General features: G+C 44.9%; 11 protein-coding genes. 7 read left to right on the top strand and 4 right to left on the bottom strand.

Going from position 1 to position 13,028, the window contains the following annotated elements:
• Positions 1-3: 3 nt before the first annotated feature.
• Complete coding sequence (locus tag DW694_RS11115; protein WP_118753005.1) at positions 4-1,806, bottom strand: histidine kinase; 1,803 nt, start codon at positions 1,804-1,806, stop codon at positions 4-6.
• A gap of 285 nt (positions 1,807-2,091) precedes the next feature.
• Here DW694_RS11115 and DW694_RS11110 point away from each other — a divergent pair, with 285 nt between their 5' ends.
• The 3 genes from DW694_RS11110 to DW694_RS11100 all read left to right on the top strand — a co-directional run bounded on the left by DW694_RS11110 (position 2,092) and on the right by DW694_RS11100 (position 5,204).
• Positions 2,092-3,417, top strand: a complete 1,326-nt coding sequence (locus DW694_RS11110; RefSeq protein ID WP_015527223.1) for an ABC transporter substrate-binding protein — start codon at positions 2,092-2,094, stop codon at positions 3,415-3,417.
• Positions 3,418-3,501: 84 nt separating this feature from the next.
• Complete coding sequence (locus DW694_RS11105; protein WP_226843038.1) at positions 3,502-4,383, top strand: sugar ABC transporter permease; 882 nt, start codon at positions 3,502-3,504, stop codon at positions 4,381-4,383.
• Positions 4,383-5,204 carry a carbohydrate ABC transporter permease gene (locus DW694_RS11100; protein ID WP_092068387.1) on the top strand — a complete coding sequence of 274 codons (822 nt, stop codon included), beginning with the start codon at positions 4,383-4,385 and terminating at the stop codon, positions 5,202-5,204. Before DW694_RS11105 ends, DW694_RS11100 begins: the two co-directional genes overlap by 1 nt.
• Before the next feature lie 90 nt (positions 5,205-5,294).
• Here the strand turns inward: DW694_RS11100 and DW694_RS11095 are convergent, their stop codons facing one another.
• Complete coding sequence (locus DW694_RS11095) at positions 5,295-6,425, bottom strand: alanine--glyoxylate aminotransferase family protein (protein ID WP_118753004.1); 1,131 nt, start codon at positions 6,423-6,425, stop codon at positions 5,295-5,297.
• Positions 6,426-6,479: 54 nt separating this feature from the next.
• On the bottom strand, positions 6,480-7,037 hold the full coding sequence (locus DW694_RS11090; RefSeq protein ID WP_118753003.1) for an ECF transporter S component: 558 nt from the start codon (positions 7,035-7,037) through the stop codon (positions 6,480-6,482).
• Positions 7,038-7,480: 443 nt separating this feature from the next.
• On the opposite strand from DW694_RS11090, the gene DW694_RS11085 reads away from it, so the two are divergent.
• The 4 genes from DW694_RS11085 (at position 7,481) to DW694_RS11070 (ending at position 12,411) form a co-directional block, all read left to right on the top strand.
• The gene (locus DW694_RS11085; RefSeq protein ID WP_242872524.1) at positions 7,481-8,593 is read left to right on the top strand and encodes a hypothetical protein; all 1,113 of its coding nucleotides are present in this window, start codon (positions 7,481-7,483) and stop codon (positions 8,591-8,593) included.
• Between the two features lie 176 nt (positions 8,594-8,769).
• Positions 8,770-9,543, top strand: a complete 774-nt coding sequence (locus DW694_RS11080; RefSeq protein WP_022426586.1) for a class I SAM-dependent methyltransferase — start codon at positions 8,770-8,772, stop codon at positions 9,541-9,543.
• 17 nt (positions 9,544-9,560) lie between these two features.
• Positions 9,561-10,442 (top strand): Hsp33 family molecular chaperone HslO, encoded by an 882-nt coding sequence (gene hslO, locus DW694_RS11075; protein ID WP_015527218.1) that lies wholly within the window; start codon positions 9,561-9,563, stop codon positions 10,440-10,442.
• A 19-nt stretch (positions 10,443-10,461) separates the two neighbouring features.
• Positions 10,462-12,411 (top strand): NAD(+) synthase, encoded by a 1,950-nt coding sequence (locus tag DW694_RS11070; RefSeq protein ID WP_092068377.1) that lies wholly within the window; start codon positions 10,462-10,464, stop codon positions 12,409-12,411.
• A 23-nt stretch (positions 12,412-12,434) separates the two neighbouring features.
• On the opposite strand, the gene DW694_RS11065 is transcribed toward DW694_RS11070, so the two are convergent.
• Positions 12,435-12,872 carry a hypothetical protein gene (locus tag DW694_RS11065; RefSeq protein ID WP_022426589.1) on the bottom strand — a complete coding sequence of 146 codons (438 nt, stop codon included), beginning with the start codon at positions 12,870-12,872 and terminating at the stop codon, positions 12,435-12,437.
• Positions 12,873-13,028: the final 156 nt, after the last annotated feature.

Genomic DNA, 13,028 nt, shown 5'->3' with positions numbered 1-13,028 from the left:
GTATTATTCCTCCGCATCTGTCTGAAAATACCGTCCAATAGAAACAATTCCGTGGCCGTCCGCTGTATTTCCATACCTGAAAATGATGTCATCTTTGCAGAAGAGTTTCCAGCGGAGAAATACATTGACAGTGCCAAGACCGTTGATCTTCAAAGCAGGCATGCCGGGATTTCGAATGGCATTCATGATATCTGAATTTATTTTTTTCTTGGCTTTTTCAGTGAATCCCGGTCCGGTGTCTGTAACATCGATCTGCCAGCTGTTTTGGTTTATTGTACTGCTGATTGTGATAGTCCATGGCGGTTCGCAGTCAGAACCATATTTGATAGCGTTTTCCACAATAGGCTGGATGATCAGCTTCGGAACCGGCTGATCCAGAAGAGATTCATCCACATCAATGGAATAATTCAGACTGGACTGGTAGCGGACCTTCATGCAGTAGAGATATTTCTGGACATAATCAAGCTCTTCGCGGAGTGTTACAGTTGTTTCAGCAGTATTGGTAATATAACGCATGATCCTGGAAAGATTGCGGCACATTTTTTCCACGGTATCCGTATCTCCGTTTTCTGCAAGCACCATAATGCTGGAAAGAGAGTTGTAATAAAAATGAGGATTAATCTGACTCTGCAAAGCCATGCTGCGTGCTTTCATTTCCTGCTCCTTGGCTTCGTTAAGCTGAGTCATGGAATCTTTTAGGTTATCGCTCATCAGCTGGAATGCCTGATACAGTTCTTCCAGTTCATTGACGGAAACCGGATAGGAAGTGACTTTTTCCTGGCCGAGAGTGTCCAGTTCCATACGCTGGATAATGTGCTTCAGGTGTTTCACCGGTTTTACTACAGAACGGGAAAGCCTGTAGGAAACGATTACTGCTGCGGCAAGAAAAGCAGCAACAACAGCCAGAAGGATCTTCAGCATTTTGTATACAGGGGCAAGGATCACAGATTCCGGCTGGATAGTCAGATAAGTGTAGCCTGTATATGCGGAATTCAGTCTGGAGACGTATTCTTTCTGATCTGTGACGGGACTCTGTACGGTAAGGGTATCCTGGTCAGAATCAGTAAGTTTGTAATATTTTGAAATATCATTGGTATCGTCGGCTGTGATATCATAAGGATAGATAAGATCGCCGGACTCATTGAAAACATAGACACTGGCAGCATTTCCGTGATTTTTTTTCTCATAGGAAATGATGCTCTTAAAGATGGATTTACATTGTTTGGCGGTTTCAATCACGCCGACACCACGGCCGTACTGGTTGGTGAAGGAGCGGTACAGGGAGATGAACCACTGGGGATAGCGGGCAGATTTGGAATAGACGTAAGTGCTGTAAGGAGCTGTCAGGACTTTTTTTCCGTTGGCTTCACGGGCTTTCTGGATCCATTCATTATGAGAGTCGTCGCTTTTTTTGACCATGGTGGAAAGGCCGGCCTGGAGCACATATCCGGAGAAATCATAAAGATTTACCTGATCAGCTTTCAATTCGGTGCCGCTTAAGGAGATAAAAAGATCGGACATGGCAGAAAGCATTTCATCGGAAATATTAAGGTCAAATTTCTGGTCGAGAACGGATTTCGACATGTTGCTGTAATTGATGTTTACAGATACAGTGTCAAGATTCTGGATTGCAGAGTCTACCTGGGACTGAAATGTGGAATTTAAGGTGCTCATGGCACTGATCTGGCTTTTCTTCAGCTGCCCGGATGCAAAAACATAAAAGAATATGGCAAAAGAAAAAAGGATCAGGCAGGCCATGCCAAGATAGGCGATAAAAAGTTTGGACTGCAGACTGCGTGTTTTCATATTGGTAAGCCCCCTGTGTGTGAAATGGTCGTGCAAAACATTGGCTAAAAGTATAGCACATTTGTAAAAAAAGTACAAACCGTAAAAATGTAATTCTGAAATAGTGCTTGAAAATGTCAATAGAAACTTGTGTATAGTTACGGAAAATATGAAAAAAGTATAATAAACTGTGAAAAAAGTACAAATACAGGGCAGGAATATCCATGGCTTTTAAAATGATCAGATGATAAACTAATATCATCAAGAGAGAACGAAAAATCAGTTCAAAAAAAGGAGGAAACATTAATGAAAAGAAAGAGATTTCTGGCAGTAGCCTGTGCAGCAGCAATGATCGCTTCCATGACGACAGGACTTGCAGTGAACGTATCTGCAGCGGATGAGAAGAGCGATTTCGCAGGCGAGGAGCTCAGCATCCTGGTTTCAGCAGGATGGATGGACAATCGTTACGATGAGACAATTAAACGTTTTGAGGATACCTACGATGTTACCGTAGACCTTCAGACGATTCCGGCTGATCAGTATTCAGATCTTCTTCAGTCCAAACTTGCTACAGATTCCTGTGCAGATATCTTCTGGATCCAGTCCAACCCGTTTGCAATTGAATCTACCATCGTTGATCCTGAGAAATACTGCATCGACTTTACAGGAGCTTCCTGGGAGAATGTTATGCCGGAGACAAGAAAAGAGTCCTGCGTATACAATGACAAACTGTACGGACTTCAGATCTGGAACGCATCTCCGGAGTATGTAATGGTTTACAACAAGACACTGTTCGAAGAGAACGGCTGGGAAGTACCGACAACATATGATGAGCTGAAAGAACTCTGCGGTAAGATCCAGGATGCAGGAATCACACCTTGGTTCATGCCTGGTGCAGATGGATGGCAGCATCAGCTGGCATTTTTCCAGATCGGCGGCGTTTATGAAGAAGCAACACCTGGTCTATATGACGAATTAAATGAAAACAAAGCAACATTTGCAGATAACGAGAAGATGCTTGAAGTTCTGAATGAGTTCAAAGAACTCTCTGATGCAGGATACTTCGGAGAAGACTGGATCGGAACAGACAGTACAAACATGTCCAACGAATTTGGTGACAGAAACTGTGCAATGGCACTTGCAAATTCCAGTTTCATCAAACAGATCCAGGAAGACACAGGCACATCTGATGAGTTTGGAATGTTCCTTGAGCCACTTGGCGACAATACCTGGTATCCAAGCAGCAACTCCGGCCCGACAATGTTTGGTTACAAGGGAACAGAGCATGAGGATCTTGTAAAAGAGTTTTTCAACTTCGTTACAACAACAGAGAGCCTTCAGGAAATTCTTGACAACTCTCCGGCATACACAAACCTTGACGTTAACGATGACAAGCTTGAGCAGCACTGGCTGCCGGAGGAGCAGGAGTTCCTTAAAACAGTTCCGGATGACAAGAAGGCTGTTGTAACACTTCAGACAGGTACAAAATATACAAACGATTACTGGACACAGTTTGGTCAGGATATGGTTGCATTCTGCCAGGGCGAGATGGAAGCAAACGATGTTCTTAAGAACATGGATACCAACCGTGCTGAGGCAGCAAAAACTGTAGGCGACGAGAACTGGAAATAAATAACAGAACTTAAAACTAGTTGACCCGAAGGCAGAGCCGGTATTTGCCGGCTCTGTTTTAACTTAAAACAGGAGGTGCTTTCTGTGAATAAGAAGAGAATCTATCCACAGTGGTTTCTGATACTGCCGTTGGCATTATATATCATTTTTTTCCTGCTTCCCAGTGTAATGGGTGTTGGTTACTCCTTTACAGACTGGAACTCCAGAAGTGTTCTTAATGGTACTCATTTTGTGGGACTGCAGAATTTTGCTGAGATTTTTACATCAGATAAGTCTTATCTGAGCGGTATTGGCAATACATTGAAGTTTACTATCATTTCCAACATCGTTAAGCTGATCCCGGCTCTTCTGATCGCGATTATGCTTCAGGAGGGACTTAAAGGCAAAGGGCTTTACAGAACATTGCTCTACCTGCCGTCTATTCTGCCTTTTGTAATCATTGGTCTTGTATTTAAATCCATCCTGAATTATAATAACGGACTTTTAAACACACTTCTTGATGCATTCCATCTTGGAATTTTCAAACAGAAATGGCTGTCTGATCTGGCTATTGTATGGAAATCCATCTATGGTGTAGATGCATGGCGAGGTATTGGTTATGTTATGACTATCTTTCTTGCAGGTCTGAATACGATTCCGAAATCTTATTATGAGGCTGCACAGATTGACGGTGCAAACTTCTGGCAGAGACTTCGGTATGTAACACTTCCGATGCTGAGTGGTGCTATCATGATCAACCTTGTATTTGGTATTACATATGGTCTGAAAGTATTCGATATTGTTTATGTACTTACAAACGGTGGCCCTGGACATGCAACAGAGGTTCTTACAACTTATGCATTCCAGCTCTATTCCAGAGGCCAGTATGGAATGTCTTCTGCATTGAATACTGTTCTTCTTGTAATTACAGCGATCATAGGTGTATTTATTGTTAAGACATTGAGTAAACAGGAGGTACAGCAGTAATGGCAAAAAAAAGAATTCAGAATTTATTAAAACATGTTGTATGTATCCTGCTTTGCTTATGTGTCGTGCTTCCATTTTATATGGTATTGATCAACTCTTTTAAGACAAAAGCAGAGGCAGCCAGAATGAGTCTGGCACTTCCTACAGAGTGGGTATTTTCCAACTACTCTGAGGTTATTGAAAAAGGAAGCCTGATCCAGGGATTCCTGAACAGTTTTGCATATGCGCTGATCGCTACAACACTTGGCGTTGTACTTTGCTCCATGGCTGCATTTGTTATGTGCCGTAAGAGAACAAAATTGAATGTATTCCTGTATTACTTTGTACTTTGCGGACTGTTCTTCCCGGTCAACTATGTAACATTGGTACGTGTACTCAGTACACTGCACCTGAACGATACAAGAGTTGGCATTATCATGGTATTTACCAGTGCAATGATTCCGTTCTGTGTATTTACCATCCGTAACTTCGTAATCTCTGTCCCGGTTGAGCTGGACGAGGCTGCTGTTATCGACGGCGCAGGCCCGTTAAGCCTGTTCTTCAAGATCATCATGCCGCTTCTGAAACCAACTATGGTAACATGTTTTATCCTTCAGTTCATGACAGTATGGAGTGATTTCCTCACACCTTTGTATCTGTCAAGCAAGAGCCGTCTCTTCCCGATGACAATGGCTGTATATCAGTTCTTCGGAAAGAACAAGAGTTACTGGAACTATATTTTTGCTGATATCGTACTTACCTGTATCCCGGTTATTATTGTTTACATGATCGGCCAGAAATACATCGTAGGTGGTATGACATCCGGTGCGGTAAAAGAATAAAGAAAAATATTATAAGAATTATAAAAAAGCACTGCGAGATGAAAAGTTGGATTCATCTTACAGTGCTTTTTACTATTGAAATCTCAGAAATTACTGCATGTTTTTGCAGAAGATATCCTCCATGGAAGCCTTAAGCGGAACGCCAAGCCTGCGCAAAGTCCCGTCTAGGGCTGCGAAAACTTCTCTTACATTATAGAATGTAGCGTTGTTTCCCATATGTCCGATGCGGATCACTTTGCCAGCTAGGACATCGAAGGAACCTGCCAGCATAATGTTGTAGTCTTTTTTTACTCCCTCAAGGATCGCTTCGGCTGTTGTGCCCTCCGGTACTTCAAAAACAGTAACTGTACTGGAATATCCGCTGTGCAGGTAAAGGTTCAGTCCGGCTCCTGTAATGGCCTTTCGGGAGGCTGCGGCGATTTTGGCGTGGCGTGTAAGAATCCCGGGATCATCGGCAATGTTGTCAATAGCAGCCCGCAGACCATAGATATCGCTGATCGGCATGGTATATGGAAACCATTTTTCTTCATAATAATGTGCGAAGGTTGTGAGATTTGCGTAGAAAGAAGCAATGGGGGCCTTTCTTTCAGTCATTGCCTTCTTTGCATCACTGCTGACTACAACAAAGGTAAGTCCCGGAGGTGCAGATACCACCTTCTGTGATCCGCCGCACATGATATCGATCTGGCATGCATCAATGTTCAGAGGCTCGCCGAAGGAAGCGGAGACAGAATCTACAACGGTAAGGATCCCGTATTTTTTAAGAAGCGGGCAGATGGCAGATACATCGTTGAGCATGCCACTTGGAGTATCGCCGTGTACTACGGTTGCATATTTGTAGTTATGGTTATCCGCAAGGAAGGCTTCCAGTTCCTTTACATCGAGAGTGTTCTGATAATCTCTGGTATAAAGCTCCGGTCTGCCTCCGTATATGGAAACAAAATCGGCAAAGCCTTTTCCGTAGATACCATTGTCCAGAACAAGAACCTTATCTCCTGGCTCAGTCATGGAAGCAATGGCAGCCTCCAGTCCAAGGATACCCTCACCGCTTAAGATGAGGGTTTTGTTGGAGGTATGGAGAAGAGCGCTGATCTTCTCGCAGGTTTCTTTATAAAATTCGACAAAATCTTCGTCCAGATCCGGATTTGTGCATTCCATGCTTCTTGCCAGACGGACATTCTCTGCGACCTGTGTAGGTCCCGGTGTCATGATCTTATACATAAGCTCACCTCTTGATCTTTATATTATTTCCGTAAATTACGGCAGCTGTTACAGCTATTTTTTTAATCCGGTTTTTCTCACTGCAAGGTTTAAGGGGGTGATCACTATGAGAACGATGACAGCTGCAACACCGATCTGGACCAGGTTTCCCGGGATGGAAGATACCGGTGCCAGTGGATTTCCGTAGATGATAACCTCTGCAATGTAGTATCCAGCAACCTTTATCACGCAGGCTGCGGCAATGGCGTTCACATACCATTTCATGTTCTGGTGCCGGGGATCCTCTGTGAGCTTACCTACTGTGAAGCCCATGATCCCAACAATAATCAGAGTAAATGGTGCCCACAGGGTCCATCCGGAGAGAAGGTCAAAGAGACCCATTCCGATCCCACCGGCAATGGCTCCGGTTTTCTTTCCGAATAAAATGGCACCGATGAATAACGGCACATTTCCAAGGTGGATCAGTCCGCCGTTGGCAGCGATCGGAAGCTTAACATTAATAAATGCTGTGAAGATATAAGTCAGTGCAACAAATGCGGCTGTAATGGTGAGAAACTGAACAGATGAAAGCTCCTGGTCAGTTCTCTGAGATGTCTGAACTGCTTTTTCCATAGTGATAGATCCTTTCGCGAAAACATCGATGTATGGATGTCCTCTTTTCATATATTTTTGGTTGGGTATACTTTACAACATGAGTGTACATGAATAAAGACACAATTATAGAAAAAAAAGAGGGGACAGATCCAGGGAGATATTTGTCATTAAAACAGGAGGCTTACTTGGTGGGGAATAAATCAGAACTTTCGTAATGAAGGCGTAAAACGGGAAATACAGGATCAGCATAAGAAGAGAATAAGATAGGTATATCTGGGAAAATTATAATGTTAGAAAAATCCTGTACGGAGCAGGATATCTGCTTACAGGATATTCATAAAGTACAGGGAGAAATCAATTGACAAAGCTGTAATAAAATCGTAAACTATAGCAAAGAGTGTGTTCAGGAGTGAATATTCCGGACACACTTTGTGACTGATGATGATTATGAGGAGGATACTATGAAGAATAAAAAATTTATTGCACTTTTAGCTATGACTGTTGCTCTTTCTGGTGTCATGACGGCATGTAGTTTCGGAGGAGGAAAAGAGGACAGCGTGGTTGTGGAGTCTACTCCTACTCCGACACCGGCGAAAAAAGCGAAGGTTACACCGACTGTTGCAGCAGACGCACAGAATACAACCTATACATCCAAGGATAAATCCGTAGCGATCAAGCTTCCAGATGCAACCTGGGCCAACAAGTCCGATGAGACAGATATGGTAAGCTTCGAGTCTCCGGACCAGGGCAGGATCCTGATCCTTCACGGCTCCGGTGCAGATCTGGAATCTGCAGTGATCCCGAACTCCCAGGATATGGCAGTTTCCATGACACAGGCAGAGAACATGGTAAATGGAACCGATTTTGAAATCCAGGATTACAAGGCAGATCAGAAAGACGGAATCAACATTTATTCCTATACTGTGAAATATAAGGATACGACCAAGAGTGACGGTTATGTATATGCTATCAATAAATACTTTGTAAATGACAGTGAGTATTACAGCCTTGTGGCATCTGTTAAAAAAGAGGATGCTCTGAAAAAGGTTCAGGAGTCTGTCGACAGCTTTGCGATCCTTGGTGATTCCACTCTGAAGAGTGCGGCAAATGGTTCCGCAGCCAAGACTGCCGGTAAAGGTAATGCAGCAGCTTCCTCTGACGGAAGTGCATCTGCAGATGGTAATGCAGCAGCTTCTTCTGACGGAGCAGCAGATGGAACTACAGCTGCCGACGGAAGCACAGCATCTGACGGAACATCTACAGACGGAAGCAGTACATCTGATGGTTCTTCCAATGGAACTGCATCCACTGACAGCAGCTCCTCCGGTGCTATCGTAAATGGCGGATTTACAGATGAGCAGCTTGGCAACACAGATGAGACAAGAACTATTTACAGAAACTCCGATGGTAAACCACGTGTTATCGTTCCGGACGGAAACGGTGCATGGATGGATAACGAAGGAAACCGTTTCACCTTCTCTTCTCAGTATGACTGTGATGTATATGAAGAGGATGGAACAAGCTTCTACTGGCACGGTGAGGCTGCAGACGTATACTATATGCCTGTACAGTAAAGCCTGGAGCAGCAGGAGATTCGGTTAGATAAGAATTCCGGGATCACAGCTTTTGTAGCTGCGGTCCCGGATTTTTTGTGTCATATTATGTCAGAGGCGTATACTTATACAGGAAGACATGGTATAATGTGAACGCTGCGGGCGATGGAACGCCCGGAAAATATTTGGAGGTTTTTATGGAAGCATACAGCGATTTTGCCAGAGTTTATGACATTTTCATGGACAATGTGGAATATGAAAAATGGGCGGAATATCTTATAGGAAGTCTTAAAGAATACGGAATTGAAGACGGGATCGTGCTGGAACTTGGCTGTGGGACCGGAGTGATGACAGAGCTTCTGGCTGAGTCCGGTTATGATATGATCGGTGTGGATAACTCTGAGGAAATGCTTGGCGAAGCCATGGAAAAACGTGCAGAATCCGGTCATGAGATCCTTTATCTGGAACAGGATATGCGGGAGTTTGAACTTTATGGAACGGTACGTGCTGTCGTCAGCGTCTGTGACTGTATGAATTACATCACAGAGGAGGATGATCTGCTTACTGTATTTAAACTGGTGAACAATTATCTTGATCCGGATGGAATTTTCATATTTGATATGAACACCCCGTATAAATACCGGGAAATGCTTGGAAATACGACTATTGCAGAGAATCGGGAAGAGGGAAGCTTTATCTGGGAAAATGAATTTGATGAGGAGACCGGGATCAATGTGTATGATCTGACTCTGTTTCTTCCGAGAGAAGATGGTCTTTATGAGAGAGACGAGGAAATTCATTACCAGAAGGCCTATGATCCGGAGAAAGTAAGGGAACTTCTTGAAAAGGCAGGCCTGATCCCGCTGGCGGTTTATGACGCATACACCAAGGATGCACCGAAGCCGGACAGCGGAAGACTGACTTTTGTGGCCAGAGAACATGGAAAGGAAATTCCGTCAGACGAGAAATAAAGGAGGAAATTTTTTATATGAGTGATTATATTGTAAGAGCAACAGCGGCAAACAGCCAGATCCGTGCATTTGCGGCTGTTACAACCGATATGGTGGAGACAGCGAGAAAGAATCATAACACCAGTCCGGTGGCAACAGCGGCACTGGGACGTCTCCTTACCGGCGGTGCCATGATGGGAGCTATGATGAAAGGGGAAAAGGATCTCCTTACACTTCGGATCCATGCAGGCGGACCACTGCAGGGAATCACAGTAACTGCAGATTCTCACGGAAATGTAAAGGGCTATGTGGGAAATCCGGATGTATGTATCCCGGCAAACAGCAAAGGCAAGCTGGATGTTGCGGGAGCTGTCGGCGTAGGCTTTATGGATGTGATCAAGGATATGGGACTGAAAGAGCCATATGTGGGACAGGTTGCTCTTCAGACCAGCGAGATCGCAGAAGATCTCACCTATTATTTTGCAACCAGCGAGCAGGTTCCGTCTGCGGTAGGACTGGGTGTGCTGATGAATAAGGATAATACAGTCCGTCAGGCGGGAGGCTTTATTGTACAGCTGATGCCTTTTGCAGAGGAAGAGGTGATCGCAAAGCTTGAGGAAAACGTATCAAAGATCGATTCTGTTACCAATCTTCTGGAGCAGGGACACACACCGGAAAGTCTTCTTGAAAAAGTACTGGAAGGCTTTGACATAGAGATCAATGATACACTGCCCACACAGTTCCATTGCAACTGCTGCAGAGAGCGTGTGGAAAAAGCGCTGATCAGCATCGGAAGAAAAGAACTTAACGAGATGATCCAGGAAGGCAAGGACATTGAGATGAACTGCCATTTCTGCAATAAGAATTATAATTTTACCGTGGAAGATCTTAAGAGGATCATAAGAGAGTGCAAGCGATAAAACTCGGGAGGAAGAAAAAATGAAGCATGGTTTTATCAAGGTGGCAGCGGCAACGCCGAGAGTTACCGTTGCAGACTGCAAGGCAAACGGAGAGGAAATCCTGAAGGCCATTCATGAAATGGAAAAGGAACATGTCAAGCTGATGGTATTTCCGGAATTTTGTATCACAGGATATACCTGTCACGATCTTTTTCTCCAGAGATGTCTTCTGGACAGTGCGTGGGATGAGCTTCTGCATATTGCAGAGGAGACAAGGGAGACGGACGCCCTGATCTTTGTGGGACTCCCGCTGCGTCACAGAGGCAAGCTCTATAATGTGGCAGCAGCTCTGAATCATGGCCGTATCGTGGGATTTGTGCCGAAGACTCATATTCCGAATTATAATGAGTTTTATGAGCAGAGACAGTTTGCAGGTGCAGAGGAAGAAGATGTGGAATTTGTGGACTTCCTGAAGTGCGAGAAAAATGAGGAGGATGAATTCTGGGATGAAATTCCTTTTGGAACAGAGCTGATCTTTGAATGTAAGGAATTTCCGGAATTCACTGTTGCAGCAGAGCTTTGTGAGGATCTCTGGGTCCCTGCGCCGCCAAGTATCCGTCATGCCGTCAACGGTGCGCATATCATCGTTAATCTTTCTGCCAGTGATGAGATGGTAGGTAAGGATTCCTACCGGAGAACTCTGATAAGCGGGCAGTCAGCACGACTGATCTGCGGATATATTTATGCCAGTGCAGGGGAAGGGGAGTCTACCCAGGATCTCGTGTTTGGCGGACAGAATATGATCGCAGAGAACGGTTCCATGCTTGCGGAAAGCAGACGCTTTGAGAACGGCATCATTTACAGTGAGATCGATGTGCAGAGACTGGCTGATGAGAGAAGAAGAATGTCCACGTATCCGGCAGTTTCTACCTGCAGTCATACAAGAGTTGATTTTTCCGTAGCAGAGGAGGAAACAAGACTTACCAGAAAATATCCACAGTATCCCTTCGTTCCGTCTGTGAAGGAAGAGCGTGATGAGCGCTGCGAGGAGATCCTGAACATCCAGGCTATGGGACTTAAGAAACGTATGGAGCATATCCACAGCAGGAGTGCGGTGGTAGGACTTTCCGGAGGACTGGATTCTACCCTGGCGCTTCTTGTAATGGCACGTGCCTTTGACCGGATGGGAATGCCGAGAGAACAGATCCACTGTGTGACCATGCCATGCTTTGGAACCACAGACAGAACCTATCAGAATGCCTGCAAGTTAAGCCGCTGCCTTGGTGCAAGGCTTACCGAGGTAAATATCAAAGAGGCGGTAAATATCCATTTCCGGGATATCGGACATGATCCGGAGATCCACGATGTGACGTATGAGAACAGTCAGGCACGTGAGCGTACGCAGATCCTGATGGATACGGCAAACAAGGAAGGCGGCGTTCTTGTGGGAACCGGAGACCTTTCCGAGCTGGCTCTTGGCTGGGCAACCTATAATGGCGATCACATGTCCATGTATGGTGTAAATGCTTCTGTCCCGAAGACACTGGTACGTCATCTGGTACGTTATTATGCGGATACCTGCGGAGATGAGGAGCTGAAAGAGGTTCTTCTGGATATCCTGGATACTCCGGTAAGCCCGGAGCTTCTTCCTCCTAAGGATGGCAAGATCGCCCAGAAGACGGAGGATCTGGTAGGACCTTATGAGCTTCATGATTTTTATCTGTATTACATGCTGCGTGCAGGATTTACACCGGATAAGATCTACAGGCTTGCCTGCCTGACCTTTGAGGGGATTTATGATAAAGAGACGATCCTGAAATGGCTGAAGACCTTCTATCGGAGATTTTTTGCCCAGCAGTTCAAGCGTTCCTGTCTGCCGGATGGCCCGAAGGTAGGTAGTGTGGCACTTTCTCCAAGAGGAGATCTCAGAATGCCAAGTGATGCAAGTGCAAGGATCTGGCAGGATGTGCTGGAGAAGATTGAAATCTGAACGTAGATCGCAAAGCGGAGAGCTTAAGTGTTCTCCGCTTTTTTTACTGCATCCGTGATAGCTGAAAGGAGTACCTGGGAGGTATATTTCCGGTCTCCTGCATACTGAATGTCTTCCAGGGACTGACTGGAATAGATCTGACTTGCCAAAGAATCCAGAACCGGTTCCATAAGAGGATAGGAAGCTTTTGTGGCTTCATTTAAATTCACCAGACGGATGGCCTTGATCCTGTCAGCATTTACAGTAACTTCCACATCGAAGGTATTCTCGTTCAGGGTGATGGAAGAGGTATAGACGCCCGGCTTGTAGCGGGATTTTTCGCTGGCTGTATGACTGGCATTTTTTCCGGGACCGAACATGAAGAAAAGAACGACAGCCAGAACAACAGCGAGAGCCAGAAAGACAGCTGTGTAAATGATCTCTTTCATATGTAGGACGATGATCCTGGTTTTGGAACTCATGGCGCACGCCTCCCAAAGCTTTTTATATAGTTTATTATCGGGAGGGAGGATTTATGCCACAGCTGTGCGCAGGTTATCCGATACTGTGCCTGGAAAAATAAGGAAAAGAGCAGGCAGATATTTCAGAATATAGAGAACGACCGTTCTATAGGAGTA

The sequence above is a fragment of the Ruminococcus sp. AM26-12LB genome (assembly GCF_003480785.1).
GTDB lineage: Bacteria > Bacillota > Clostridia > Lachnospirales > Lachnospiraceae > Blautia_A > Blautia_A fusiformis.
Note: the sequence above shows the minus strand (reverse complement) of the source record. Positions and strands in the feature narration are given on the sequence as shown.